Below are 25939 nucleotides of genomic sequence, written 5' to 3' on the forward strand. Positions count from 1 at the left end.
ACTAGCGTGAAGCTCATGTCCGTTTCGAACGATCCGGCGCAGGCGCTTCAGGCGTACGCGCACCCCGACAAATTGGTCACCACCGAGTGGCTCGCCGCCAACCTGGACACGCCCGGCCTGGTCGTCGTCGAGTCGGACGAGGACGTGCTGCTCTACGACACCGGGCACATCCCGGGCGCGGTCAAGGTCGACTGGCATCTTGAGCTGAACGACCAGCTCACCCGGGACTATCTGGACCCGGCCGCGTTCGCCGCGATGTGTGAGGCCAAGGGCATCGGCCGTGACGACACGATCGTGTTCTACGGCGACAACTTCAACTGGTGGGCGGCGTACGCGCTCTGGGTCTTCAGCCTCTTCGGCCACCGGGACGTGCGCCTGCTCGACGGCGGGCGGCAGAAGTGGGCGGCCGAGGGTCGTCCGCTGACCCGGGACAAGACGACCCGGCCCCGCGCCGAGTACCCGGTGCCGGTCCGCAACGACGCGGAGATCCGGGCGTTCCGTGACCAGGTGATGGGTCACATCGCGACGGGCCGGCCGCTGGTCGACGTCCGTTCGCCGCAGGAGTACACCGGGGAGCTGACCCACATGGCGGCGTACCCGCAGGAGGGCGCGCTGCGCGGCGGGCACATCCCGGGCGCGGTCAGCAAGCCGTGGAAGTCCGCGGCGAACGACGACGGCTCCTTCAAGCCGCACGACGAGCTCGTCAAGATCTATCAGGACGAGCTCGGGCTCGAGTCGGCGGACGACATCATCGCGTACTGCCGGATCGGCGAGCGGTCGTCGCACACCTGGTTCGTGCTGCACCACCTGCTCGGATACCCGCAGGTCCGCAACTACGACGGTTCCTGGACGGAGTGGGGCAACCTGGTCCGCGCGCCGATCGCCAAAGGATCCGAGCCCGGTGGATTGAGCTGAGTTAGGCCTTGGACGGCCTTTAGTCCGTTTCCGGGTGGTGGGTGGGGCGGTCGGAGGGGGTACCGATTTTGTCGGTGCCGCCCGGTAGCGTCCCCGATCGTGAGCAACACGTTCCAGGTCGATCTGCGAGGGATCGTCGATCTCCTCAGCCACCACCTCTATGCGAGCCCGCGCGTCTACATCCGCGAACTCCTGCAGAACGCGGTCGACGCGATCACCGCGGTCGGTCCCGATCACGCCGGCCGCGTGGAGATCGTCACCGGCGACGGCCTGCGGATCAGCGACAACGGCATCGGCCTCACCGAGGCGCAGGTGCACGAGCTGCTGGCCACCATCGGGCGCAGCTCCAAGCGCGACGAGCTGGGCTTCGCCCGGCACCAGTTCCTCGGCCAGTTCGGCATCGGCCTGCTCTCCTGCTTCATGGTGGCCGACGAGATCCGGGTGCACACCCGCCGGGGCGACGCCCCGCCCGTGCTCTGGACGGGTCATTCCGACGGGCGCTACGAGGTGGGTCCCGGCCCGGAGCGCGAGCCGGGCACCACGGTCACCCTGCTGCCGCGCCGCGGCTCCGAGCACTTCCTCATGGGTACGACGGTGACCACCCTCGCCGGCCTCTACGGCTCCCTGCTGCCGGTCACCGTGACCGTCGACGGCCAGACCGTGACAGGCGACGTCCTGCCCTGGGATCGTCCGCAGGCCGAGCGCCGGCTCTACGCCGAGGCCACGCTCGGGTTCCGCCCCTTCGACGTGATCGACCTGAACGTTCCGGCCGCCGGGCTGAGCGGCGCCGCGTTCGTGCTGCCCACCCCGGTCAACCCGGCGAGCCGTGGCGGCCACCGGGTCTACCTGAAACGCATGCTCCTCTCGGAGAACGTGGAGGGCCTGCTCCCGGAGTGGGCGTTCTTCGCCCGCTGCGTGGTGGACAGCAGCGAGCTGCGGCCGACCGCGAGCCGCGAGGCGCTCTACGACGACGGCCAGCTCGCCGAGACCCGCGACGCCATCGCCGACCAGCTGCGCGGCTGGCTGGCCCGGCTCGCCGCGACCGACCCGCGCCGCCTCGGCGAGTTCCTGCGCATCCACCACCTCGGGGTGAAGGCGCTGGCCCTGCACGACGACGAGATGCTGCGCCTGGTCGAGCAGTGGTACCCGATGCAGACCAACATGGGTGAGATCACGCTGGCCGAGTTCCGCGCCCGGCACGGCGTGCTGCGCTACGCCGCGACCGACGACGAGTTCCGCCAGCTCGCCGCGGTCGCCGCCGCCCAGGACCTGGCGCTGATCAACGGCGGTTACGTCTACGACGCCGACCTGATCGAGCGGCTCGCGGCACTTGACGCGGAGGTCCGTGCCGAGCGGCTGGACCCGTCCGACCTGTCCACCCGGTTCCTGCCGGTGGAGGCGGAGGTGGAGTTGCGGCTGCGCCCGTTCCTGGCGGCCGTGCAGCGCCGGCTCGACCGGCTCGGGTGCGAGGTCGTGGTCCGCGCGTTCGACCCGGTGACGCTCCCCTCGCTCTACCTGGTCAGCCGGGCGGCCGCGTTCCACGAGGACTTCACGGCCAGCCGGTCGCAGGCCGACGACCTGTGGGGCGGCGTGCTGGACGCGCTGTCGCAGACCGTCCCGACCGACCGTCCCCAGCTCGTCCTCAACCACCGCAACCCGCTCGTCCGGCGGATCGCCGCGCTCGGTGACGACGAGCTGGCCGGCCTGGCCGTCGAGTCGCTCTACGGCCAGGCGCTGATGCTCGGCCACCACCCGATCCGGCCGAACGACGCGGCCCTGCTCACCACGTCGCTTCTCGGTCTGCTGGACCGTGCCGTGCCCGGGGAGGCCTGAGAGATGAAGACCGCCGAAGAGCTCTGGGACCTGCTGCACCAGGCGCACGAGCTGCCTTACGGCGCGGCCCAGATCGCGCTGGTCGAGCAGGTCCTGCGGCACGTCGACACGGCGGGCGACCCGGCGCTCGCGTTCTACTCGCGCCTGCTCGCCACGACGGCGTACATCTACGGTGGCGAGCCGGTGAAATCCTTCCCCACCTTCTCCTGGTGCGTGGCCGACTTCGACCGCAAGCCCGCGCCGTACCACGAGCGCTGGACGCACAACCTGCTCTGGCTCTTCAAGAACATGGTCAGCATGCTCACGAAGTTCCCGGAGATCCCGCTCGCCCGGACACACGCGGTCCTCGACGACATGGAGCGGCGTTACCGGGAGCACGGCCGTGGCATGCAGGCCGTCTACAAGCACCGTTACCTGGTCGCCGAGCACGTCGGGCAGACCGAGGAGGCGCAGGCCTGGTTCGACAGGTGGCAGGCCGCTCCCCGCGACGAGCTCTCCGACTGCGCCGGTTGTGACCCGAGCTCGCTCGCCAACCACCTGATCGGTCAGGGCCGGTTCACCGAGGCCGTGGAGCTGGCCGAGCCGGTGCTCGCCGGCGACCTGTCCTGCAACGAGCAGCCGCAGAGCATCCTCAGCGAGCTGATGGTGGCCTACCTGCGGTCCGGGCACCCGGCCGAGGCGGCGGACGCGCACCGCCGGTCGTACCTGATCGAGCGGAACAACCTGGCCGACCTCGGCGGCATCGGCGACCACATCGCGTTCTGCGCGCGCAGCGGCAACGAGCACCGCGGCCTGGAGATCCTGCAGCGCCACATCGACTGGCTCGACCGTGCGCCGTCGCCGTCGTCGGCGATGTGGTTCGCGGCGTCGTCGTCACTGCTCCTGCGACGGATCACCGAGCGGGGGCACGGTGACGCGGTGATCCGGCGTACCGGCAGGCCGGAGGTCACGGCTGCCGAGCTGGCCGGGGAGCTGTCGGCCTTCGCGGTCGAGACCGCGTCCCGTTTCGACGCCCGCAACGGCACCACCCATCAGAGCGAGCTGATCCGGCGCGAGCTGGACGCCGAGCCGTACGAGACGGTGGTCCAGCTCTCCGCGACGGCCCGGCCCACCGCCGCGGCGGGCCCGATCGCCGCGCCGCCCGTGCCGGTCGTGACGGCCGTGGAGCCGCCCGCCGAGATCCCGGCCGAGGCGTCCCTGGCCGAGCTGCTCGACCTGGCCGAGCGCTACCAGGAGGACGACCGCGAGACCGCGCTCGGCGAGGTGGTGGACGCGATCGGCGAGCGGTTCGCCGTGCCGGAGGAGCCGCTGCTCGCGGCCCGGCTCTGGGCACTGCGGGGATACCGCCTTCCGGATGAGGCCCACGCCGAGACGATCGCCGTCTGGGAGAGAGCGGCCGGCCTCTTCACCGAGGCCGGCGAGACCGGCGAGGCGATCTCGATGCGCGCCCGGATCGCCGCGGAGCGGGCCAAGGCCGGCGAGCTGGACGGCGTGGTCGAGGCGATTCAGGCCGCCGTCGACCATCAGGAGAAGCACGGTGACGCGGCGGAACGGGCGAGCGCCTGGCTGCGCCTGTCCGGTGTGCTCGTCCACCTGGAGAGGCTCGACGAGGCCACGGCCGCGGGCGACCGTGCCGACGAGTGCGCGGCCGCGTCGGGGGAACCGCGCCGGGTGGCCTACCACGCGTTGATGCGGGCCCGGACCCGCGCGATGACGCACCGGCACGCGGAGGCGGCCGAGGCGGCCCGGGCCGCGTGGGACTTCTACCGCGAGCACGGGCCGGCCGGGTTGAGCGCCAACGCTGCCATGGTCTTCGGCCAGCTCGCCGAGGACCCGGCCGAGGCGCTTGCGGCGTTCGACGAGGTGGTGGCCGCGGATCTGCCCGGCCTGGCGTTCCCCGTCCGGATGCAGCGGGGTCGTGCGCTGCTGCTGCTGGACCGGGCCGGCGAGGCGATCGGCGATCTGGTCGAGGCGGTGGCGCTCAGCACCGAGCAGGGGATGGCCGAGTCCGGGGCGTTCGCCCGGCACGAGCTCGCCCAGGCGTACCGGATGACCGGGCGCACGGCCGAGGCGATCGAGGTGGCGGAGGAGGCGCTGCTCGGTTACGAGCGGTTCGAGGCGGAGCAGCGGGCCGACGACTGCCGGTTCCTGCTGGCCGGCCTCTACGAGGCGTTCGGCGACCGGAACCGGGCGCTCGCCGGTTACCGCGACTTGATCGAGCGGCTCGCGGACAACCCGGCAGGCCGTGGGCAGATCGCCGAGCGGGCCGGTCAGCTGCTCTACGACATGGACCGGGACAGCGAGGCCGCGCTGACCTTCCAGGCGGCCGCCGAGGCGCTGCGCGAGTCCGGCGACCTCGCCGGTGAGCTGCGGTTGCTGCGCCGGCGGCTGATGGCGCTGAACTACGCCGACGAGGTGCCGGCCGCCGAGGAGCTGATCGGCCTGGTCGCCCGGCGATACGCGGAACTGCCCGCCGAGCCGGCCGCCGAGCCCGAGGTGAAGTGGGAGCGGGCGATCTTCGCGTTCGAGACCGGCAACCTGCTGATGCGCCGGGACCGGTTCGCGGAGGCGGTGCCGCACCTGCGCGGCGCGCCGGAGCTTCTTCGCGAGATCGGGGCGATCCAGGACGCCGATCGGGTGACCTGCATGCTCGCCGAGGCGCTTCTCCGATCGGGCTCACCGGAGGAGGCGGAGGAGATGCTGGACACGTTGATGGCAGGCCTGGCACCGGATGCGCCGGCGCGGAGCCTGGCCGAGGAGCTCCGCACGGAGGCCCGCGACGCGAAAAAGGGGCTGAACGACCGTTAAGTAAGGGCTTGACTCCGGGTTACAGTGGCGAGGTGACGACGGTAGAACAACGGCACCGGACCACCCCTCCGGCGCCACGGCGGCGGTCTCGCCGCGACGAGATCCTGGAGATCGCGGTGGGCCTGTTCGCCTCCCGCGGCTATCACGGCGTGTCGATGGATGACATCGGCTCCGCCGCCGGCGTCACCGGCCCAGCCCTCTACCACCACTTCGCCGGCAAAGAGGCGATGCTGGTGGCCGCGCTGATCCCGGTCAGCGAGGGCCTGCTGGAGGGCGGCCGGGAGCGGGTCGCCCGGCACTCGGAGGACGCGGAAGCCGCGCTCGCCGACCTGATCGACTTCCACGTGGACTTCGCGCTCGAGAACCCCGCGGTGATCGCGCTCCATCTGCACGAGCTGGACCGGCTGCCGGACGAGCCGCGCCGGCAGATCCGCCGCCTGCAGCGCCTCTACGTCGAGGAGTGGGTGGCGGTGCTCTCCCGGGTGCGGCCCGAGCTGGCCGCACCTGAGGCGCGGGTGCTGGCGCACGCGGCGTTCGGCCTGATGAACTCCACGCCGTTCCTCGGCGGCGAGGTGGACCGCCGGCGCCGTGCCGACCTGCTGCGCGAGGCCACCATCCACGCCCTCGCCGGCCACTGACCCGAGCACCTCGCCGCGATCCGGACGCGCCGAGCACCTCGCAGCGATCCGGACGCGCCGAGCGCAGCTGACGCGCGGCCGGCGGGTGCCCGAACAGCAACTTGAACACTCGTCACTGCCGGCGTCGCTCCACCACGGGCGGGGCCGGGAAGCGCCCCACAAGGGCCGGACCGCAAAGGAGCGGAATGATCGAGTCGTTGCTCGTCGCGAACCGGGGGGAGATCGCCCGCCGGATCATCCGGACCGCCAACCGGCTGGGAATCCGGACGATCGCGGTCTACTCGGAGGCCGACGCTGATCTGCCGTTCGTGCGGGAGGCCGACGAGGCGGTCGCCATCGGCCCGGCCAATCCGGCACAGAGTTACCGCAATGCCGACGCGATCATGGCAGCCGCCAAGTCGACGGGCGCCCGGGCGATCCACCCGGGCTACGGCTTCCTGAGCGAGAACGCCGACTTCGCCCGTACCGTCGAAGCCAACGGCCTGGTGTGGGTCGGACCCGGCGCCGAGGCGATCAGCGCGATGGGCGACAAGATCAATGCTCGGAATCTGATGGCCGCGGCCGGCGTGCCGGTCGCGCCCGGGTCGCCGGACCCGGCGGAGACCGCCGACGCCGCGCTCGGGGCGGCGGCCACGATCGGCTTCCCGGTGATGGTGAAGGCCGCGGCGGGCGGCGGCGGCATGGGCATGTCGGTCGCGACCGACGAGGCTGAGCTGCGCAAAGAGTTCGAGAAGGTGCGCGCTTTCGCGGAGCGGATGTTCGGCGACGGATCGGTGCTGATCGAGCGCTACTTCCCCCGGGTGCGGCACGTCGAGGTGCAGATCCTCGGTCTGGCCGACGGCCGGGTGGTGGCGCTCTCCGAGCGGGAGTGCTCGGTGCAGCGCCGCAACCAGAAGCTCGTCGAGGAGGCGCCGTCCCCGGCCGTCTCTCCGGAGCTGCGGGAACGACTGCTGGCGGCGGCGGTGAAGGCGGGCGAGGCGGTCGGCTACCGCAACGCGGGCACTGTGGAGTGTCTGTTCGACCCGGCCACCGGTGATTTCTTCTTCCTGGAGATGAACACCAGGCTGCAGGTGGAGCACCCGATCACCGAGTTGATCCACGGGATCGACCTGGTTGAGCAGCAGTTGCGGATCGCTTCGGGACTTGAGCCCACGCTCCAGGAAGGACAGAAGGGTCACGCGATCGAGCTGCGGATCAACGCGGAGGACCCGAAACGGTTCCTCCCCGGTCCGGGCAAGGTCGCGACCTGGGTGGAGCCTGCGGGCGAAGGGGTGCGGGTCGACTCCGGGTACGCCGAGGGAACCACTGTCACCCCGTTCTACGACTCGTTGATGGCGAAACTGATCGTTTTCGGCGCGGACCGGGACGACGCGCTGGCGAAGGCCCGGGGCGCGGTGGCCGGCTTCCAGATCGCCGGCCCGAAGAACAACCTGCCGTTCTTCGCCGAGTTGCTGGAGAACCAGGAGTTCCTCTCCGGCGACTACGACACCGGCATCGTCGCGCGGATGAGGTGAGTCATGACTTTCGTCAGTATTCGTGAAGTCGCTCCCCGGGACGGCCTGCAGAACGAGGACCCGGTCCCGGCCGACGCCAAGGTCGCGCTGATCGACGCGTTGGGCCGGACCGGCGTGCGCCGGATCGAGGCGGTCTCGTTCGTGCACCCCAAGGCCATCCCGCAGATGGCCGACGCGGACGAGGTGTGGTCCCGGATCGAGCGGAACCCGGACGTCCGTTACTCGGCGCTGATCCCGAACACGCGTGGTGCGCAGCGGGCGATCGCCGCCGGGTTCCGGGAGATCGAGGTGGTGGTGTCGGCGAGCGACACGCACAACCGCCGCAACCTCAACCGGTCCACCGAGGAGTCGCTGGACGACATCACCGGACTGATTCCGCTGGTCCACGAAGCGGGCGCGACCCTCGAGGTGATCGTCGCGACGAGCTTCGGCTGCCCGTTCGAGGGCGACATCGATCCGGCGCGGGTGGCGGGCATCGTGGCTCGCGTCCGCGCCGACGGCGCGGACCGCATCGCCTTCGGCGACACGACGGGCATGGCGACCCCCCGCCGGGTCCGTGACCTTCTCTCCGAGGTACGGCCTGACCTGCTGCACTTCCACAACACCAGGGGTACGGGTCTCGCGAACATCCTGACCGCCCTGGAACTGGGGGTGACCGAGTTCGACGCGAGCGCGGGTGGCCTCGGCGGCTGCCCCTACGCGCCGGGCGCCTCGGGCAACGTCGCCACCGAGGAGGTGGTGCACATGCTGCACGACATGGGGATCGATACCGGAATCGACCTGGAGCAGTTGATCAAGGCGGCTGAGCTGGCCGAGAAGATTGTCGGGAGGCCTCTTCCGTCGGGCGTTCTGCGGGCCGGACCCCGTACCCGGGTGGTGTGATTCCCGGGTCCTTTCCCTGGACCATTTTTCCGATTTGTGTGCGTGACTTCTCGTTCGCTCGCGTCGTTACCAATACCGAGTGGCAATTTCGCCCTGTTCCGTGTGAATAGGGCGAATCGGCCACCGGTTGGTGTCGACGGCGAGGGGTAGATCATGGTGGACGGGAAGGCTGGGCGCGGACCGCGCACGGCATGCCGGTCCCTGTCGATCCCCGGCGGCGGCTCCCCGCTCATGCCGTCCCCGAACCAGGGGGCGGAGCGGCGTGCGGAGCGCCGCGCACAGAACACCGGTTCTCGGTGGGCCGTGCGTGCACTCGTCGTCGGCGGACTGGCCGGGGCGGCCTGGCTGCTCACCGGCACCGCCGCACACGCCGCGGACCACGGCGGCGGGCCTGCCGGCTCGCCGGACGGGTCCGCGTCGCACCGTGTCGCGCCGGTGTCCGGCGGCGAATCCACGGTTCGCGAACTCCTGGAGGCGGCCGTCCAGCCGCTGGAGTTCAGGTACACATCGCAATGCCACCGGCGTGTCGTGACGTCGATTCTCGCGACAGCGGAACGGGTGCTGTCCGGGCCGGTGGAACTGCCAGCCGAGGTCATCTACGACGGAATCGCGATCGACGCGTACCCGTACGGTGCGGAACCGCACCGGAAGCCTGCCCCCTCGCGGACCAGCGGAGGATCGGCGGACGACCGGAAGCGGCACCGACCGGCGGCGCACGCCGCGGATCCCGTCACCGCGCCGGAGACCAGGCAGCCCGACGCGGAACTCCCGCTGTCGGATGCCACCGAGCCGGCCGCTGTGTCACCGGTCGCTATGTCACCGGTCGCTATGTCACCGGTCGTTGGCTCACCGGTCGCTGTCTCATCGGTCGCCGGGCCATCGGCTGCCGGCGGCGCTCAGGCGGCGCCCACCTCGGCGAGCACCAGCACCAAGGCCTCGCGCGACACGGCCGGCCACACGCCGGCGCGGTACGCGAAGGCCCAGTCCCGGTCCTCCGTCCACCGCCGGGTCCCGGCCGCACGGCCGGCCTCGCCCAAGACGGATCGCGAGGACGCACCCGTTCAGAACGGGCCCGAGCCCGCACGGATGAACCTCGGGACTGTCAGTGGCATCCCGGCCAACGGGTCGGGATCCTCCCCGGAAGTCGGCCCGGTGGCCGTGCTTCCGCCTCGGGTCGGAAACGGCGCGGTGGACAACCACCGATTCCCGTTCGCGACCGATGTCGTAGCCCGGCGAAACGACGCCGTGGCACCTGACGTCTTCCCTGACTAGTGCGCTCATCCGCCGGTCGCCCGGCGGGCCCACGATTCCGGAACCGCTTGCGCACAGGCGGCGAATCAGCCCTTTCCCGCGCGACTCACGGCACCGCATCGCACATCGATCTTTTATCGCTGATTATTCGTGAAAGGCATTTCTTTCCAGATGAAGAAGACGTGGGTTCGTAAGACGCTCAGCATCGGCGTGCTCGCCGCCGGTGCCCTGCTGTTCGGCCCGGCCGCGGCCGCCCAGGCGACCGGTGGCAGCTCGTTCGGCCACCAGCCGGCCGGCGGTTTCGGGCACCTGGCCCAGCAGACGAGCGGGCACCACGGGCTGAACCCGTTGCACGGTCTCCCGAGCACGCATCAGATGCTCCCGAGCCTGGGTAAGCACTTCGGCCAGAGCTCGCACCAGGGTTTCACCGGCGGCAACCTGCACCAGGGTTTCACCGGCAGCAACCTGCACCAGGGTTTCACCGGCAGCAACCTGCACCAGGGCTTCACCGGCCAGGGCGCGCACCGGGGCTTCACCGGCCTCGACGGCCTGGGCCACCACCTGGGACAGAGCCAGACCACGCACCGGACGCTGGTCGTGCACCAGCCGATCACCACGCACCGCAGCTACGACCCGGGGCACAGCTTCGGCGGCCAGCACGGCGTGGGTGACCTCACCAGCCTGATCCACGGCCGGAGCATGCCGAGCCACACCGGGGACTCCTGGGTTCCCGGCGGCCACGTCCCGCAGGACCTGATCGGCCACCACGGTGACGTGCCGGCCGGCCCGGACAGCATCGGGTTCCCGAACGGCGGCCAGGTGACCATCCCGGTGAACTTCTGCGGCGCCTCGCTCGCGTTCTTCGGGACCACCTACAACAGCGCCAGCTGCGCTCCGGTCAAGAACGTCTCGGCGGTCGCCGGCCAGCAGAACACCGTCCCGGGCGGCCAGAACGTCCCCGTTGACCAGACCCCGGACGACTTCGGCGACCAGACGCCGGACGACTTCGGCGACCAGTCCCCGGACGACCTCGGCGACGAGCTGCCGGACGACACCGGTGACGTGCGTGGCGACCAGGGCTACGACGACGCGGGCGAGCTGCCGGACAACGCCGGTTACGGCGACGAGGCGCCCGACGCGGTCGACAACGCCGGTTACGGCGACGAGGCGCCGGACGCCGTGGACCAGCCGGGCAACGCGATGAACGACGACAACGGGTACGGCGGCGAGCTGCCGGACCAGTACACCGGCAACAACGGCGGCCGGGAGAGCACCCTGAGCCGCCTCACCGACGTCGGCGGCATCCGCAGCGCCGGCCTCGGCGGCGGCCTCGGGCTGATCAACAGCCTGCGCTGACCCGGGTCGCGCCGTCCCGGGCGTGATCGGTCCCGCCGGTGCGTCCTCCACTGCGCCGGCAGCACCACAGCGAACGGGAGCTCCGTATGGGGCTCCCGTTCGTCGTTGCCGCCGACTGCTCGATCGGCTAGCCTAACGTTCGTTAAGTTCTCTAACGATCGTTAAGGGTCTGGCGATCGGGATGCGGAGGAACGATGGACGGCGACGCGCTCGCGGCTGCTCGCAAGCGGGTGCTGGCCGGCGGCGCCGAGAAATACCACGCCGCCAATGCCGCCAAGGGCAAGCTCTTTGCCCGTGAGCGGATCAGCCTGCTGGTCGACGAGGGCACGTTCGTCGAGGACGGTCTCTACGCCAACAGTCTCGCGGACGGCCTGCCCGCCGACGGTGTGATCACCGGATTCGCGCGGATCGACGGCCGGGACGTCTGCGTCATGGCCAACGACTCCACGGTGAAAGCCGGTTCCTGGGGCGCCCGGACCGTGGAGAAGATCGTCCGCATCATCGAGCGGGCGTACCGCGACAGCGTCCCGATGATCTACCTGGTCGACTCGGCCGGCGCCCGGATCACCGACCAGGTCGACCTCTTCCCCGGCCGCCGCGGCGCCGGCAAGATCTTCCACAGCCAGGTCCGGGCCTCCGGCGCGATCCCGCAGGTCTGCGCGCTGTTCGGACCGTCCGCGGCCGGCGGGGCCTACATTCCGGCCTTCTGCGACGTGGTCGCCATGGTCGAGGGCAACGCGAGCATGTACCTCGGATCCGACCGGATGGTCGAGATGGTCACCGGGGAGAAGACGACTCTCGAGGCCATGGGCGGCGCGCGGGTGCACTGCACCGAGTCCGGGGTGGGTCACTTCCTCTGCAAGACCGAGCGCGAGGCGCTCGACGTGGTGCGGACCTACCTGTCGTACCTTCCGTCGAACTGGACGCAGCAGCCTCCGGCGGCTTCCGCCACCGATTCCTCCGGGGTCGATCTCGGCGGTCTGGTTCCGGCCAGCGAGCGCCAGGCCTTCGACATGCGGAGGTACGTCAAGGGGCTGGTCGACAAGGATTCGTTCTTCGAGATCCAGGCCCTCTGGGCCCGTGAGCTGACCATCGGCTTCGCCCGCCTGAACGGCGAGGTGGTCGGCGTGGTCGGCAACAACTCGATGTTCAAGGGCGGCGTGCTCTTCGTCGACTCGGCGGACAAGGCCACCCGGTTCGTGCAGCTCTGCGACGCGTTCAACGTGCCGCTGCTCTTCCTCACCGACGTGCCCGGTTTCATGGTCGGCACGGCCGTCGAGAAACAGGGCATCATCCGGCACGGCGCCAAGATGATCACGGCGATCTCCGAGGCCACGGTCCCGAAGATCTGCGTGGTGGTCCGCAAGGCGTACGGCGCCGGCCTCTACGCGATGGCCGGGCCGGGCTTCGACCCGGACGCCACCATCGCGCTGCCCACCGCGAAGATCGCGGTGATGGGCGCCGAGGCCGCGGTGAACGCGGTCTACGCCAACAAGATCGCCGCGATCGAGGACCCGGACGAGCGGGCCGCGTTCGTGGCGGAGCGCCGCGCCGAGTACGAGCGCGACATCGACATCATGCGTCTGGCCAGCGAACTCGTCGTGGACACCGTCGTCGAGCCGGCCGATCTGCGGGCCGAGCTGGTCCGGCGGTTCGCCGCCGCGCGAGGCAAGGACCGCTCGTTCTCCCGGCGCCGGCACGGCGTCACTCCTGTTTAGATCTTGAGAGAGGCAGTCATGGTCGACTTCCGTCTCGGCGACGAGTACGAGGAACTGCGGACCAGCGTGCGCGAGTTCGCCCGGGAACAGATCGCCCCGGTGATCGCCGAGCACTACGAGAACGAGAAGTTCCCGTACGAGATCATCCGGCAGATGGGCAAGATGGGCCTTTTCGGTCTGCCGTTCGACGAGAAGTTCGGCGGGATGGGCGGCGACTACTTCGCGCTCTGCATCGCGCTGGAGGAGCTGGCCAGAGTGGACAGTTCGGTCGCGGTCACGCTCGAGGCGGGGGTCTCGCTCGGCGCCATGCCGATCTACCGGTACGGGACGGACGAGCAGAAGCGGCAGTGGCTGCCCCGCCTGACCAGCGGTGAGGCGCTCGCGGCCTTCGGGCTGACCGAGCCGGGCACGGGTTCGGACGCGGCCGGGACCACGACGCGTGCGGTCCTCGACGAGACGACCGGCGAGTGGGTGATCAACGGGACGAAGGCGTTCATCACGAACTCCGGCACCGACATCACCTGCCTGGTCACCGTGATGGCGGTGACCGGGACGAACCCCGACGGCTCGAAGGAGCTCTCCACGATCATCGTGCCGGCCGGCACCCCGGGGTTCACCGTGGCGCCGCAGTACTCCAAGGTCGGCTGGTGCGCGTCGGACACCCACGAACTGTCCTTCGACGACGTCCGGGTGCCGGCGGCGAACCTGCTCGGCGAGCGCGGCCGCGGCCTGGCCCAGTTCCTGCGCATCCTCGACGAGGGCCGGATCGCCATCGCCGCTCTCGCGGTCGGGCTGGCTCAGGGGTGCGTGGACGAGTCGGTGTCGTACGCGAAGCAGCGCACCGCCTTCGGCCGGCCGATCGGCGACAACCAGGCCGTGTCCTTCCTGATCGCGGACATGGATCTGCGGGCCCACACGGCGCGGCTCGGCTACTACGACGCGGCCTCCCGGATGCTGGCCGGCGAGGACTTCAAGCGGTACGCGGCGATCGCCAAGCTGAACGCCAGCAACGCCGCCATGGAGAACAGCCGGTACGCCACCCAGGTCCACGGCGGCTACGGCTTCATGAACGAGTCCCCGGTCGGCCGCTTCTACCGGGACGCCAAGATTCTTGAGATCGGCGAGGGCACCTCCGAGGTGCAGCGGATGCTGATCGCCCGAGGCCTCGGCCTCTGAGCGTCAGGCCGCCGCCTCCTCGCTGCCGGCCACTGCGCACGGGTTCACCGCATCGCGGATCGTGCGCAGTGAGCCAAGCGTCTGGTCGAGCTGCTCCGGTGTGAGCAAGCCGACATACCACTGCTGGACGAGCTCGAGGTGCCCCGGCAGAACCGCGTCGAGCCGCTCCAGGCCGGCCTCGGTGATCACCGCGTACGAGCTGCGCCGGTCCGTCGCGCACGCCTCGCGCCGGACCAGGCCGCCGCGCTCCATCCGGTCCACGACCCGCGTCACGCCGCTCGTGGAAAGCGTCGTCTGACCTGCCAGGTCGGTCATCCGCAGCTGGTTGCCGGGCGAGCGGGCGAGGCGCATCAGAACCTCGAACTCGACCGGGGACAGGCGGTGCTCGTCGAACTGGGTGGCCAGTCGGTTCATCAAACCCGTGTACGCCTCGGCGAGCAGGCCGATCGCGGTGAGGCGCGGGTCGTTCAGGTCGGTGTTCACACGATCAACAGTAGCAGGCACTTGACAGGGGGAATATTGCAGCGCATATAGTTGCTCCGTCAGACAAGCAACGCCGCACAGGCATCCCGTTCAGGTTTCGAAAGAAGGAACAGTCATGACCGTCAGCACTCGTGAGTTCGAGGGTCTGCAGATCCCGGCCGCCGGCACCTATGAGCTGGACGCCGCTCACAAGCGTGTCGGCTTCGTGGTCAAACACCTGATGGTGAGCAAGGTCCGCGGTCAGTTCGCCGAGGCCAGCGCCACCATCACCATCGGCGAGAACCCGCTCGACTCCTCGGTCACCGCGTCGATCAAGACCGCGAGCGTCGAGACCGGCCAGGTCGACCGGGACAACCACCTGCGTACCGGTGACTTCTTCGAGGCCGAGAAGTACCCGACGATGGAGTTCCGCAGCACCGGCATCAAGTCCCACGCGGGCGCCGAGTTCGTCCTCGACGGTGAGCTCACCATCAAGGGCGTCACCCGCCCCGTCGAGCTGGTCGTCGAGTTCGAGGGCGCCACCACCAGCCCGTACGGGCAGCACCTCTTCGGCTTCAGCGCGCACACCGAGATCGACCGGGAGGACTGGGGCCTGACCTACAACATGGCCCTGGAGACCGGTGGCGTGATGATCGGCAAGAAGATCAAGATCGAGATCGAGGGCGAAGCGATCCTGCAGGCCTGATCCGGCCTCTCGCGCCTCTCGCGCCGCTTCACCAACGCGCCGTCCGGCATCCGGGCGGCGCGTTGTCGTCGTGTGGCGGTCGCCGGTCGAGGGTGGCAATGTGTACCGAACGCGAGTGTTCGTTCACAGAGCGGTGATCGACGTCCGTTTCGTCCGCCGGCCATCCCCGGGAGGGCACATGGGCAAGGATGTGGTGAACGCCGTCTTCACCGCGCAGGATCGGGTCGCGTTCCGTCGCAAGCTGCGCGGTTGTCTGGACGCGCTGGGCCGGATGCTCGACACGGCCGCGTTCGACGACTCGGCGCCGATGACCGGCCTGGAGATCGAGATCAACCTGGTCGACGGGGATGCCGGGCCCAGTATGCGGAACTTCCAGATACTGGCGGAATTGGGCGACTCGCGATTCCAGCCGGAGCTCGGCAAGTTCAACATCGAGCTGAACGTGCCACCCCGGTCGATCGCGGGAGGTGGGCTCGACGCGTACGAGAGCGATATCTTGAATGGTTTGCGTGCCGCCGCGGAGTGCGCGCGCAAGAACGAGAGCCGCCTTGCCCTGATCGGCATGCTGCCCACCCTCACACAGTCCCACCTGGTGCCGGAGAACCTCTCCGTCGGCGAGCGTTTCACGGCCCTGAACAGCGAAATCGTCGCCTCCCGCGGCGATGATTTCCGGATCGACATCGAGGGCGCCGAACGGCTGAGCGCCACGAGCGAATCGATCGCCCCCGAATCCGCCTGCACGAGCGTCCAGTTCCACCTCCAGGTCACGCCGGAGGCCTTCGCGCGATCATGGAACGCCAGCCAGGCGATTGCCGCGGTCCAGGTCGCATTAGGAGCAAATTCTCCCTATCTGTACGGGCGGAGACTCTGGGCGGAGACCAGGATCGCCTTCTTCGAACAGGCGACCGATGCCCGCCCCGACGAGTTCAAGGCCCAGGGGGTGCGCCCTCGCGTGTGGTTCGGCGAACGCTGGATCGAATCGGTCCTCGACCTGTACGAGGAGAACGTCCAGTTCTTCCCGCCGCTGCTTCCGGAGATCCACCCCGAGGACCCGGCCCGTGTCCTGGACGCCGGTGCGGTCCCCGGCCTGTACGAGCTGCGCCTGCACAACGGAACCGTCTACCGCTGGAACCGGCCGGTCTACGACGTGGCGGACGGGCGGCCGCATCTGCGCGTGGAGAACCGTGTGCTGCCGTCCGGCCCGACCGTCGTCGACCTGCTCGCCAACGCGGCGCTCTATTTCGGGCTGGTCCGCGAGCTGGCCGAGGCGGAATCGCCGGTCTGGGAGCGGCTGGCGTTCGCCGACGCGGCGGCGAACTTCCAGGCCGGCGCCCGGGACGGCATCGAGGCGGTGATCCGCTGGCCGGGGCGCGGCGAGGTTCCGGTCGTCGAGCTGGTGCTGGACGAGTTGCTGGAGCTCGCGCATGCCGGCCTGGACCGCTTCGCGGTGGACCCCGCGACGCGGGATCGTCTGCTGGGTGTGATCGAGAATCGGTGCCGCAGCCGCCGTAACGGGGCGACGTGGCAGGTGGAGGCGGTGTGCGCCGGTGAACGGCGGGGCCTGAGCCGGGAGGCCGCGGTGCGCGAGATGACCCAGCGCTACGTCGAGCTGCAGCGGCTGAACGAGCCGGTGCACACCTGGCGGTGACGCGGTCACTTCTCGCGGGACGTGTCCTCCGGGGAGGGATTGATACGGGCGACCGTGGGGTTCGCCGGAGGCGGGGTGATCGTGGAGCGCGGGGTGCCGCCCTCGGGCTTGCCGGTGTCGCCCTTGCGGCCGGTGGTCCGCTTCGCCGGGTTCCGGCTCGGCCGGGCAGCCGCAGCGATCTCCGGATCGGCGTACGCGGCGGAGGCGCCCGGCCCGGCCGGCTCGTCGCGCGCGCCGGCCGTGTCCTTTGTGGCCGAGGCCCCGGTCGGTGCGGGCTTCGCGCGGCCCGTCGCCTTCGCCGGATCGGTGGCCTTGGCGGGAGTCGGCTGCGGTGACGGCGTTGCGACCACCGGACTGGTCGGCGAACCCGCGGGCGCCGACGGCGGCGGCCCGATCGGGGTCGGTGCTGACGGTGGCGCGTTCACCGGCTTGGGCGCCGCCCGCGATGCGTGCGATGACTGCCGGGGAGCCGGTGCGGGCCGGGGCCCAGGCTCGACAGGCGCGTCCGTTCCGGGGATCGGTCCGTCACCTGCGGTGATGGCGGGATGCTGCGGTTCCTCGTCGCTGTCCGCCTCGGTGGGCGGGGCGGTCACCGGGTACAGGTCGGGGCGGGCTCGCCGGGACTGGCGGGACTGCCCGATCGCCGCGGTCAGCGCGGAACCCGCCAGGCCGGCCAGAACGGCGTAGGGCGCGATCAGGTACGCCGACTGCAGCGGGCCGGTGGCCGTGGTCAGCGCAGCGGCCAGGACCAGGAACGAGAACGCGACGAGCAGCGGGCCGACCGCGCCCGAGACCGCGGTGCCCAGTCCGGTCTCGCCGCGGCGGGCGGCGGGCCACGCGGCGATCATGCCGATCACGAAGGCGGCGGTCAGGGTGAGCAGGGCGCTGGGCCAGTAGATGCCGCCGTACCGGATCGGGCTCACCGATTCGACGAACTGCCAGCTGGTCAGGTAGGTGGCGATGTCACGGCCGGTCACCAGCTCGGTGATCACGCCGGCGACGGCCAGCGTCCACAGCCACAGCGCGGTGCCGATCAGGTTGGCGGCGACCGGGACGGACGAGACGGCCCAGAACGCCACGATCAGACCCGCGAGGAGGCCGGCCAGGGCGTATCCACCGGCCATGAGCTGCGGGGACAGGGCGTCGGCCCGCACCGCTGACCGGGCCGGGAGCGCGACCAGCGCGACCGCGACGAGGGCGCCCGCCGCGGAGGACGTGGCGAGGGCGAAACGCCAGAGGGCCCGCCAGCGGCCGGGCCGGTCCGGGCGGAGGCGGCCGGCGACGACCGCGCCGAGGACCGTCGCGCTCGCGGTGATCCAGGTGGCCCAGCCGAGGCTGCCCAGCCAGACACTGTCCGATTCGGTGGCGGTGACCGGCCACACGAGCACGCCCAGGCCGTAGCCGAGGCCCAGTTGCGCGGCACCCGCGCCGGCCGCGATTCCGGCCGCCGTGGCGGCCTGTGATGTCCAGCCCTTCTCGGCCATGCCGCGCACTGTACTGGCACTCACCGATGTCTGCGAAACGCCTGGCAAGGTTGCATTCAGCCGGAAAACTGCGTGTAGACCCAAGATTCGATACCTTGACGCTGCGACGAGCACGGACGTGCGGACCGAAGGGAAACCGGCGATGGCCGACGAGCGCCCCCCGGAGCGGGACGAGACCCGCCCGATGGAGTCCGTGAGCCCGCCGGACGAGACCCGCCCGATGGACGCCGTGCACCCTACGGGCGACGCATCGGCGGACGAGTCCCGCCCACTGGACGAGGCCCGCCCACTGGATGAGACGCGCCCGATGGCGGCCGCCGACGCCACGCGAATTCAGCCGTCCGATGGCCCCCGATCGGATGACCGGGACCACGCGATCTGGACCGGCCGCGCCGAGGTGCGGGCACCCCGGCCGGGCCCCGAGTTCTACGAGAGCGACTGGGCGGACCCCGCTGCCCGCGAGCCGCAGGGCCGCTGGTGGGCGCCGATCGCGGTGGGTAGCGCCGCGCTGGTGCTGCTCGGGCTCCTCGGCTTCGGCATCGCAATGATCGTGCGCAGCTCCGGCGGGGAGACCGAGACGCCGGCGACGACCCCGGCCACGGTGTCGACGACGACGACCCGGAAGACCGCGGCCACGTCCGCCCCCACCACGACCGTCGCGACGACCTCACCGACACTGGCCACCACCGAGCCGACCACCGACCCGGCGAATGCCGAGGTCACGGTGCCGGCGCTGCGGGGCATGCCGCTGGCCGACGCGCAGGCCGCGCTGCAGCGCACCGGGCTGACTTTCCGGGTCATCCAGCGGGAGAGCGAGGCGGAGCCGGGCACGGTGATCAACAGTGATCCGCCGGAGGGCAGCCTCGTGCCCTCCGACACGCGAATCACCCTGGTCGTCGCGGCCGCTCCCGCGACCAGCCCGGCCACCACCGCGACCACCACGCCGGCCGGGGAGGCCGGGGAGATCGGCGGGGACTAGACCGGCAGGTCAGCGGTTGGTGCGCAGCGTCCGGGCCGGCGTCACGCCCGGGCGGGCGGCGGGCTGACGGGCGTTGCGTGCCCGTGGATCGGGCGCCTTCCCGACCGGCCGCAGACCGGCGACCTGCACGAAGATGGAGCGGCGTTCGACCGCGTCACCGGCCGAGTTGAGCTCGTAGCCATCGAGCCAAACCCAGCCCTCGTACGTCGGCCAGTCGTGCACCCGGATGACCCGGAACAGCATCGGTGATGCGAATTGGACGCTCGCCGCCTTTGTCACGTGGATGACATCACCGGACCGAGGAAGAACCACGTCATCTCCTGCCCTGAGACTCGTGTGTGGTGGATTCTTGTGACAGATGCACCAGTGTGCCCCGTTGATGCACCTTTGCAACCCTTCGACTGTGCCAACCATCGAAGAATGTTGCGGAACGTCACCATCGCCGATCGCGCCACCCACATCAGGGAAGGCAGTCCATGTAGGACTGCCGGTGGCTCGGCGCCCCGTTTCGGACGTCGTTTTGATGTGTAATGCCAGACTTGGATGCTTCACTCAAGAACGTTAAGTGATGCAAGCCATACGGAAAGATTGCACCACCCGTTCTGTCGATGCAAGTTGCATGTCAGCCTTCCGTGATCCTCCGTGATCATCGGGCCCGACTGGTGATCCACAGCGCGCGACGGCATTTGCACCATTCGTCCCTCCCGATGGAATGACGGATCGGTAATCGCCCTCGGAGTCCGCGTCCGTACCGGAAAGCGGTCGTTACTGATTCAGGACGATCCAATCGATCTCTGGGCGCGCGGAGGAGACACTGTGGAATTCGAGACAAAAGGACTGCGGGTCGACCTGAGCCGCGCCGAGTGGTTCACCAGCACCCGAAGCGGTCCGGACGGTGACAACTGCGTCGAGGTGGCGTTCGTCGGTGAGGCGATCGCGGTGCGCGACTCCAAGAATCCGGCGGCCGCCACACTGATCTTCACCACTGCGGAATGGGACGCGTTCGTCGGTGGCGCCAAGGACGGCGAGTTCGATCTCTGACCGTTGCGCCACGGCCGGCTCGATCGAGCCGGCCGTAGTCATTTGCCCGATTTTCCCGTCGCCCGGCGGGTGTCTCCTCGTTGATTGCCGTAAGCGCGGACCGGACCGCGCTCACCGGCGGTTTCACCGAACGAGGCAAGGCAGAGAGATGACAATTGGCTCCGAGAACCTCATCAACGGTTCGTCGACAGCGCAGGACCGGTTCAGCGGCGGTGTGAGCGCGTACCGGCAGAATCGGCGGGACGCGCTGACCGCCGACGCCGACGGGGAACTGTTGTCCCGTACCAGCTCGGGCCTGCCGACCCGCTCGCCCGGCCGCTCGCACAGCATCGAGCCGACCAGCGCCCTGGATCGCGCGGCCAAACTTCCCTCGCTCGACCTGCAGGGTCTGACCGAGCCGGTCTTCTCCGCGAACACCACCTGGGCGGACTCGCCCAGCCAGTCGATGGCCGACCACCCTCTGCTGCGCGGGCTGCTCCACGAGCTGCCGACCCGTGGTTCGCTGCCGCCCTCCGACTGGCTGGACCGCTGGTTCGAAGCGGCCCGGTCCATCCTGGAGCTGCTCTACCAGCAGGAGGCGAAGCGGCATTGAGGAGACCGGCTGGCTCGATGAGCTCGCCTCGTTCCGAGGCGGACGGCGCTGACAGCCAGCCGGTGGACCTCAGCGAGCGATTGCCGGCACCTGGTCCCGGCTCGGCACGCGACGGTTCAGCGGCGCCATCACCAGCGGCGCGAAGCGGCTGTGCCGGAGCCCGGCCCGGATCCCGATCGCCACGACGGCGACCGCAACGAGGGTGATGGCCACGCCGGCAACGGCCGAGGCGCCCCCCGCAGGCACCTCGACGAGTCGCGCGGCGATCGGAACGCCGACCAGGGCAGCCACGCCGGTGATCTGCAGCGGCGCCGCGACCAGCGGATGTGCCGCGGCGGCGCGCAGGGCCGGAGGAACCGGCGCCAGCGGCGCGGTCGCGAAAGCGCCGGCTCCGCGCCTGACCCAGCCGAGGCGGCGCAGGGTGGCGGTCAGAACGATCAGAGCGGGTACGGCCGGAAGCAGCGCGGCGGTCGGCGCCGAGGAGATGCCCGGCACCAGTCCGGTGATCACGGGAACCGCGACGAACGCCGTGGCGCCGATGCCGACCAGGGCGGTGAGCAGCACGGCACGGCGGCGCAGTTCGCTTGCCGTGCCGGCGGTGGGCAGCCCGTCGACCAGCAGTCCGGCGGCGAGCCAGACGGCGGCGAGGGTGCCGATCAGGATGATGTCCACAACGGTGTCCACATCGACAGCGTTCACCGATTCGCGGCCTGCCGAAACCGGGATATGCCCGGAACACGCACCCGTAGGGGACGCGTCGCTACGCTGCGCACCGGGCCGGACACACGTGGTTCGCAGCCCGGTGGGCAATGTGGACCTATGTGATCAATCTCTGGGTGATCGGCGTCCCAGTGTCGGGTGCCGGACCGTGATGATCAGACAGCGAACCCGTGGACCGGCTCGGTGGCCGGCGCGGGCGGCGTGGCCTTCCAGAGGCCGAGCTTCTGCGCGGCGAGCCGGCTCAGGTATTTCGGGTTCAGGATGATGTAGCGCTTCCACAGCCGCTTGGGCTCGAGGCCGAGGCGCCACAGCCACTCGAGGGCGTACTTCTGCATCCACGCGGGCGGGTTCTTCAGCAGGCCGGCGTGGTAGTCGAAGGCGGCGCCGACGGCGAGCAGCGGCATGTCGAGCAGCGGCCGCATCGCGTACGTGAAGATCTCCTGCCGCGGGCAGCCGAGCCCGACCAGGGTGATCCGCGCGCCGGACGCCTTGATCCGCTCGGCGATCTGCTCCTCTTCACCCGGCTGCGCCGTGCGGAACTTGGAGGCCTCGACGCCGACGATCTTCAGGGCCGGGAACATCGCCATCAGGGCGGGGACGAGCCGGTCCAGCGTGGGCTGCGTCGACCCGTACAGATAAATCGGAAGGCCCTCGGCCGCGGCCCGCTCGACCACCTTGAGGGTGAGCGTGGGTCCGTACACCCGATCGGTGAGCCCAGCGCCGTGCAGCGTGTTCAGTGCCCACCGGACCGGCTGCCCGTCCGGCGTGACGAGATCGAACGAGTTCAGCCGGGCGTTGTGCGCCGGATCCTCGACCCCGGTCATCACCCCGTGCACGGCCAGAGCGGTGACCGCGAACCCCCGGTGCTCCCGAGCCGCCGCCACAATCTGCTCAGTGGCAGTCGCATAGTCCGTCACATCAACAAGCACGCCCAGCACATTGCGCTTGCCCCGAACAGTCCCGGTGACACTCACGACCCCACCCCAGACAGACCTAAGACCCCAACAGTGGCGGCGAGCATAACGCCCACCCCCAGATCACCCTTAAGGGTCACAACCCGTACAGGGGAGAAATGATGCCCAGCCACCCACCAAGCGCAACAGAAACGCACCGTGGGGGGTTCGGGGGGGCTCGGCCCCCCCGGGTAAATAACGAGGGGCCGCGGTTGGCGCTTTCCGCCAACACACGGCCCCTGCAACTCGTGGGGATGGGGGGAGTTGAACCCCCACGTCCTTTCGGACACACGGACCTGAACCGTGCGCGTCTGCCATTCCGCCACATCCCCATGTGACTTGCCGCCAAGATCATATACATGACCTCGTTGGCCTGAAGCCGGCGGGTTGGGCCTGCTTCTTTGTTACTGGCTGCGACAGACTACGCTGTCGCACGTCACCAAGCGAGTTGATATCGCCCCGCGACGCAGGAAACATTAGCACGACGTCGAGGGGCGTCATACGAGGGTCAGAAGTGCCGGCTGCTGTTGGGCTACGGATGCGCAAGCGGCCGCCGGATACCATCATGTCCTCGGAACCCGAGGAGGAGCCGGTGAGCGTGCTGCAGCGCTTTGAGAAGCGATTGGAAGGCCTGGTCGAGGGGGCCTTCGCGAAGGTGTTCAAGGGTGTCGTGCACCCTGTGGAGATCCTGAATGCCATGCAGCGGGAGGCCGAGGCACACAAGGCCATTCTCGCCGGTGGCCGCACCCTCGTGCCCAACCGCTATGTGATCGATCTGTCGCCCTATGACCACAGCCGGCTGGCGCCGTACGCCGCGGCTCTGGCGCAGGAGCTGGCGCAGTCCCAGGCCGAGTTCATCGGTGAGCAGGCCTGGACGGTGTACGGCGACGTGATCGTGGAGATCGAGCGGGGCGACGGACTGGACACGGGCATGTTCCGTGTCACCGCGGAGGTGTACACCGGCGGCGAGGTCGCGCCGGTGCAGCAGCCCGCGTACGACGCCGGCCCGCAGTACTCGCCCTACGACCAGCAGGGTGGCTACCCGCCGCACGGCGGCCACGGCGGCCCGCGCAGCGTCGGCCTGGTGTCCGGTGACGGCCGCACCTACCCGCTGCAGATGGGCTCGACCGTGATCGGTCGTGGCGACCAGGCGAACCTGCGCCTGCCGGACGTCGGCATCTCGCGGCGGCACGCCCGCCTCGACTACGACGGCAACCAGGTCGTGCTCACCGACCTCGGTTCGACGAACGGCACGATGGTGAACGGCCAGCGTGTCTCCGCCGTCGCGCTGAACCCGGGCGACATGATCCAGCTCGGGACGACCACGCTCACCTTCCGAGTGGACGGCTAGTCACCTTGCCCGAATTCGTACTTACCGTCGCCCGTTTCGGCTTCCTCGTCCTCTTGTGGATCTTTGTGTTCACAGTGGTCGGGGTGATCCGGCGGGACCTCTTCTCCGGTGCCCGGTCCAAGAGCATCGTCGCCAGCCCTCGGGGGGTGGGTGGCGCGGTGCTTCCGGGCCGGCCGGCAAAGGTGAAACGCGGTAAGGCGGCACGGCAACTCGTCGTGACCGCCGGCCAGCTGGCCGGCACCAGGATCACACTCGGTGAAGCGCCGATCACGATCGGGCGCGCTGAGGACTCGACGCTCGTCATCACCGACGACTTCGCCTCCGCGCGACACGCCCGGCTCGTCCCCCGCGATGGCCAATGGTTCGTCGAAGACCTCGGCTCGACCAACGGCACCTACCTAGATCGCGGTAAGGTCTCCGGGCCCACTCCAGTCCCCCTTGGCGTACCGATCCGCATCGGACGCACTTCTCTCGAGTTACGGCCATGACCCTGACCCTGCGCTATGCCGCTCAGAGCGACCGCGGTCTGATCCGAGACCTCAACCAGGACTCCGTCTACGCCGGGCCGCGGCTTCTTGCTGTCGCCGATGGCATGGGCGGCATGGCCGCCGGTGACGTGGCGTCCAACATCGTCATCGCCGCGATGGCGCCCCTCGACGACGACGTCCCCGGTGACGCCATGGTTGATGCGCTGCGGCACGCCGTCGGCACTGCCAACCAGCAGCTGCGCGACACCGTGGACGCCAACCCTCAGCTCGAGGGCATGGGCACCACGCTGACCGCCGTCCTCTTCTCGGGCAGCAAGTTCGGCATGGTGCACATCGGCGACTCCCGGGCCTACCTGCTGCGCAACAACGAGTTCGCGCAGATCACAAAGGACGATACGTACGTCCAGATGCTGGTCGACGAGGGCCGGGTCAGTCCCGAGGAGGCGAGCAGCCATCCACAGCGCTCCCTGCTCACCCGGGCGCTGGACGGCCGCGACATCGACCCGGAGTACTCGGTGCGCCAGGTGCTCAAGGGCGACCGGTACCTGATCTGCAGCGACGGTCTCTCCGGGGTGGTCAGTGCCGAGACCATCGGTCAGACCATGCGCGAGCTCGCCGACCCGAAAGCCTGTGTCGAGCGGCTGGTGCAGCTGGCCCTGCGCGGCGGCGGCCCGGACAACATCACCGTGGTGATCGCGGACGCGACCGACGCCGACATCATGGAGCAGGCCCCGATCGTGGGTGGCGCCGCGTCGATCGACCGCGGCAACACCACCGTCGCGGACAGCTCGACCTCGGCGGCCCGTGCCGCGGCGCTCAAACCGCCGCGTCCGGCTCAGCCCGAGCCGACCCCGGCCAGCAGTGGGTACGAGCCCGAGCCGGCCGGCCACCCGGTGCGCACCACGCTGATGGTGCTGCTGCTGCTCGGCGTGCTGGGCGGTGGTCTCTGGGCCGGCTGGAAATACACCCAGGGGCAGTACTACGTCGGCGCGACCGAGGCGGGCCAGCTGGCCATCTTCCAAGGCGTCCCGGGTCAGATCGCCGGTCTTGACCTGTCCACCGTGAGCGAGACCAGCGCGGTCCGCCTCGACGACCTGACTCCGGTCGCACAGGAGCGGGTGCAGCAGGGCATCCACGCGGACAGTCAGAGCGAGGCGCGGAACACGCTGACCGAGCTGACCAACGACGAGCCCACCAACTCGAACCTGAAGCCGGTCTGCAACGTCGCCAGCACCGCGCCGACCACCACAAGCTCGGTTGCCCCCGCGGTCGGGGGCAGCGCCAAGCCGACGGCTCCGCCCTCGGCCACCCCGTCGGCTCCGGCTTCGGCCACCGCCGTCGCCACCCAACCGTCCGTAAGCGCTCCGGCCACCGTCGACCCGGTCGGCTGCCGGACCGTCAACTGACGTCCGGCCTACACGTCT

Annotated in this window: 23 protein-coding genes and 1 tRNA gene; 17 read left to right on the forward strand and 7 right to left on the reverse strand. The window is 70.1% G+C overall.

The window, feature by feature from the left end; all coding sequences use genetic code 11:
- Positions 1-15 precede the first annotated feature (15 nt).
- The 6 genes from AMIS_RS00110 to AMIS_RS00135 all read left to right on the forward strand — a co-directional run bounded on the left by AMIS_RS00110 (position 16) and on the right by AMIS_RS00135 (position 8590).
- Entirely contained in the window at positions 16-915 is a 900-nt protein-coding gene (locus AMIS_RS00110; RefSeq protein ID WP_014440141.1) for a sulfurtransferase, read from the forward strand.
- Between the two features lie 99 nt (positions 916-1014).
- On the forward strand, positions 1015-2748 hold the full coding sequence (locus AMIS_RS00115; RefSeq protein WP_014440142.1) for an HSP90 family protein: 1734 nt from the start codon (positions 1015-1017) through the stop codon (positions 2746-2748).
- A 3-nt stretch (positions 2749-2751) separates the two neighbouring features.
- On the forward strand, positions 2752-5556 hold the full coding sequence (locus AMIS_RS00120) for a hypothetical protein (protein WP_014440143.1): 2805 nt from the start codon (positions 2752-2754) through the stop codon (positions 5554-5556).
- 32 nt (positions 5557-5588) lie between these two features.
- Positions 5589-6194 carry a TetR/AcrR family transcriptional regulator gene (locus AMIS_RS00125; protein ID WP_014440144.1) on the forward strand — a complete coding sequence of 202 codons (606 nt, stop codon included), beginning with the start codon at positions 5589-5591 and terminating at the stop codon, positions 6192-6194.
- 185 nt (positions 6195-6379) lie between these two features.
- Entirely contained in the window at positions 6380-7708 is a 1329-nt protein-coding gene (locus AMIS_RS00130) for an acetyl-CoA carboxylase biotin carboxylase subunit (protein ID WP_014440145.1), read from the forward strand.
- A 3-nt stretch (positions 7709-7711) separates the two neighbouring features.
- Entirely contained in the window at positions 7712-8590 is an 879-nt protein-coding gene (locus AMIS_RS00135) for a hydroxymethylglutaryl-CoA lyase (protein ID WP_014440146.1), read from the forward strand.
- 896 nt (positions 8591-9486) lie between these two features.
- On the opposite strand, the gene AMIS_RS42190 is transcribed toward AMIS_RS00135, so the two are convergent.
- Complete coding sequence (locus AMIS_RS42190; protein ID WP_157434694.1) at positions 9487-9627, reverse strand: hypothetical protein; 141 nt, start codon at positions 9625-9627, stop codon at positions 9487-9489.
- A gap of 385 nt (positions 9628-10012) precedes the next feature.
- Between AMIS_RS42190 and AMIS_RS00145 the strand changes: the two genes are divergently transcribed.
- The 3 genes from AMIS_RS00145 to AMIS_RS00155 all read left to right on the forward strand — a co-directional run bounded on the left by AMIS_RS00145 (position 10013) and on the right by AMIS_RS00155 (position 14091).
- Complete coding sequence (locus tag AMIS_RS00145) at positions 10013-11197, forward strand: hypothetical protein (protein ID WP_014440148.1); 1185 nt, start codon at positions 10013-10015, stop codon at positions 11195-11197.
- 194 nt (positions 11198-11391) lie between these two features.
- Positions 11392-12915 carry an acyl-CoA carboxylase subunit beta gene (locus AMIS_RS00150; protein ID WP_014440149.1) on the forward strand — a complete coding sequence of 508 codons (1524 nt, stop codon included), beginning with the start codon at positions 11392-11394 and terminating at the stop codon, positions 12913-12915.
- Positions 12916-12933: 18 nt separating this feature from the next.
- The gene (locus AMIS_RS00155) at positions 12934-14091 is read left to right on the forward strand and encodes an acyl-CoA dehydrogenase family protein (RefSeq protein WP_014440150.1); all 1158 of its coding nucleotides are present in this window, start codon (positions 12934-12936) and stop codon (positions 14089-14091) included.
- 3 nt (positions 14092-14094) lie between these two features.
- Here the strand turns inward: AMIS_RS00155 and AMIS_RS00160 are convergent, their stop codons facing one another.
- On the reverse strand, positions 14095-14574 hold the full coding sequence (locus tag AMIS_RS00160; protein WP_014440151.1) for a MarR family winged helix-turn-helix transcriptional regulator: 480 nt from the start codon (positions 14572-14574) through the stop codon (positions 14095-14097).
- Between the two features lie 115 nt (positions 14575-14689).
- On the opposite strand from AMIS_RS00160, the gene AMIS_RS00165 reads away from it, so the two are divergent.
- Positions 14690-15259 carry a YceI family protein gene (locus AMIS_RS00165; protein WP_014440152.1) on the forward strand — a complete coding sequence of 190 codons (570 nt, stop codon included), beginning with the start codon at positions 14690-14692 and terminating at the stop codon, positions 15257-15259.
- 178 nt (positions 15260-15437) lie between these two features.
- Positions 15438-16907, forward strand: a complete 1470-nt coding sequence (locus AMIS_RS00170) for a glutamate-cysteine ligase family protein (RefSeq protein ID WP_014440153.1) — start codon at positions 15438-15440, stop codon at positions 16905-16907.
- Between the two features lie 5 nt (positions 16908-16912).
- Here the strand turns inward: AMIS_RS00170 and AMIS_RS00175 are convergent, their stop codons facing one another.
- On the reverse strand, positions 16913-18391 hold the full coding sequence (locus AMIS_RS00175; protein WP_014440154.1) for a hypothetical protein: 1479 nt from the start codon (positions 18389-18391) through the stop codon (positions 16913-16915).
- Positions 18392-18533: 142 nt separating this feature from the next.
- Here AMIS_RS00175 and AMIS_RS00180 point away from each other — a divergent pair, with 142 nt between their 5' ends.
- Positions 18534-19370, forward strand: coding sequence for a PASTA domain-containing protein (locus AMIS_RS00180; RefSeq protein ID WP_014440155.1), 837 nt, complete (start codon positions 18534-18536; stop codon positions 19368-19370).
- A 9-nt stretch (positions 19371-19379) separates the two neighbouring features.
- On the opposite strand, the gene AMIS_RS00185 is transcribed toward AMIS_RS00180, so the two are convergent.
- Positions 19380-19682 carry a hypothetical protein gene (locus AMIS_RS00185; protein WP_014440156.1) on the reverse strand — a complete coding sequence of 101 codons (303 nt, stop codon included), beginning with the start codon at positions 19680-19682 and terminating at the stop codon, positions 19380-19382.
- Between the two features lie 504 nt (positions 19683-20186).
- Here AMIS_RS00185 and AMIS_RS00190 point away from each other — a divergent pair.
- Entirely contained in the window at positions 20187-20411 is a 225-nt protein-coding gene (locus AMIS_RS00190) for a DUF397 domain-containing protein (protein ID WP_014440157.1), read from the forward strand.
- 148 nt (positions 20412-20559) lie between these two features.
- A complete protein-coding gene (locus tag AMIS_RS00195) occupies positions 20560-21003 on the forward strand; it encodes a hypothetical protein (RefSeq protein ID WP_014440158.1) in 444 nt (147 codons plus the stop codon).
- Positions 21004-21072: 69 nt separating this feature from the next.
- Here the strand turns inward: AMIS_RS00195 and AMIS_RS00200 are convergent, their stop codons facing one another.
- The 3 genes from AMIS_RS00200 to AMIS_RS00210 all read right to left on the reverse strand — a co-directional run bounded on the left by AMIS_RS00200 (position 21073) and on the right by AMIS_RS00210 (position 23008).
- Positions 21073-21687 carry a hypothetical protein gene (locus AMIS_RS00200; RefSeq protein ID WP_231859193.1) on the reverse strand — a complete coding sequence of 205 codons (615 nt, stop codon included), beginning with the start codon at positions 21685-21687 and terminating at the stop codon, positions 21073-21075.
- 191 nt (positions 21688-21878) lie between these two features.
- Complete coding sequence (locus AMIS_RS00205) at positions 21879-22697, reverse strand: WecB/TagA/CpsF family glycosyltransferase (RefSeq protein WP_014440160.1); 819 nt, start codon at positions 22695-22697, stop codon at positions 21879-21881.
- A gap of 228 nt (positions 22698-22925) precedes the next feature.
- Positions 22926-23008 (reverse strand) — tRNA-Leu (locus tag AMIS_RS00210).
- A gap of 233 nt (positions 23009-23241) precedes the next feature.
- Between AMIS_RS00210 and AMIS_RS00215 the strand changes: the two genes are divergently transcribed.
- Genes AMIS_RS00215 through AMIS_RS00225 form a run of 3 tightly spaced genes read left to right on the forward strand, consistent with a single transcriptional unit; the run spans position 23242 to position 25921 of the window.
- Complete coding sequence (locus tag AMIS_RS00215; protein WP_014440161.1) at positions 23242-24027, forward strand: FhaA domain-containing protein; 786 nt, start codon at positions 23242-23244, stop codon at positions 24025-24027.
- Positions 24028-24032: 5 nt separating this feature from the next.
- Complete coding sequence (locus AMIS_RS00220; RefSeq protein WP_014440162.1) at positions 24033-24515, forward strand: FHA domain-containing protein FhaB/FipA; 483 nt, start codon at positions 24033-24035, stop codon at positions 24513-24515.
- Complete coding sequence (locus tag AMIS_RS00225; RefSeq protein ID WP_014440163.1) at positions 24512-25921, forward strand: PP2C family protein-serine/threonine phosphatase; 1410 nt, start codon at positions 24512-24514, stop codon at positions 25919-25921. The genes AMIS_RS00220 and AMIS_RS00225 overlap by 4 nt, the downstream gene beginning before the upstream one ends.
- Positions 25922-25939: the final 18 nt, after the last annotated feature.

This window comes from Actinoplanes missouriensis 431 (genome assembly GCF_000284295.1).
GTDB lineage: Bacteria > Actinomycetota > Actinomycetes > Mycobacteriales > Micromonosporaceae > Actinoplanes > Actinoplanes missouriensis.

What these genes read in the sequence shown, in the direction of transcription:
- AMIS_RS00155 (WP_014440150.1), top strand. Translation starts at nt 12,934, where the DNA reads ATGGTCGACTTCCGTCTCGGCGACGAGTACGAGGAACTGCGGACCAGC.
- AMIS_RS00120 (WP_014440143.1), top strand. Translation starts at nt 2,752, where the DNA reads ATGAAGACCGCCGAAGAGCTCTGGGACCTGCTGCACCAGGCGCACGAG.
- AMIS_RS00225 (WP_014440163.1), top strand. Translation starts at nt 24,512, where the DNA reads ATGACCCTGACCCTGCGCTATGCCGCTCAGAGCGACCGCGGTCTGATC.
- AMIS_RS00165 (WP_014440152.1), top strand. Translation starts at nt 14,690, where the DNA reads ATGACCGTCAGCACTCGTGAGTTCGAGGGTCTGCAGATCCCGGCCGCC.
- AMIS_RS00150 (WP_014440149.1), top strand. Translation starts at nt 11,392, where the DNA reads ATGGACGGCGACGCGCTCGCGGCTGCTCGCAAGCGGGTGCTGGCCGGC.
- AMIS_RS00180 (WP_014440155.1), top strand. Translation starts at nt 18,534, where the DNA reads ATGGCCGACGAGCGCCCCCCGGAGCGGGACGAGACCCGCCCGATGGAG.
- AMIS_RS00110 (WP_014440141.1), top strand. Translation starts at nt 16, where the DNA reads ATGTCCGTTTCGAACGATCCGGCGCAGGCGCTTCAGGCGTACGCGCAC.
- AMIS_RS00170 (WP_014440153.1), top strand. Translation starts at nt 15,438, where the DNA reads ATGGGCAAGGATGTGGTGAACGCCGTCTTCACCGCGCAGGATCGGGTC.
- AMIS_RS00135 (WP_014440146.1), top strand. Translation starts at nt 7,712, where the DNA reads ATGACTTTCGTCAGTATTCGTGAAGTCGCTCCCCGGGACGGCCTGCAG.
- AMIS_RS00195 (WP_014440158.1), top strand. Translation starts at nt 20,560, where the DNA reads ATGACAATTGGCTCCGAGAACCTCATCAACGGTTCGTCGACAGCGCAG.
- AMIS_RS00215 (WP_014440161.1), top strand. Translation starts at nt 23,242, where the DNA reads ATGTCCTCGGAACCCGAGGAGGAGCCGGTGAGCGTGCTGCAGCGCTTT.
- AMIS_RS00145 (WP_014440148.1), top strand. Translation starts at nt 10,013, where the DNA reads ATGAAGAAGACGTGGGTTCGTAAGACGCTCAGCATCGGCGTGCTCGCC.
- AMIS_RS00175 (WP_014440154.1), bottom strand. Translation starts at nt 18,391, where the DNA reads ATGGCCGAGAAGGGCTGGACATCACAGGCCGCCACGGCGGCCGGAATC.
- AMIS_RS00130 (WP_014440145.1), top strand. Translation starts at nt 6,380, where the DNA reads ATGATCGAGTCGTTGCTCGTCGCGAACCGGGGGGAGATCGCCCGCCGG.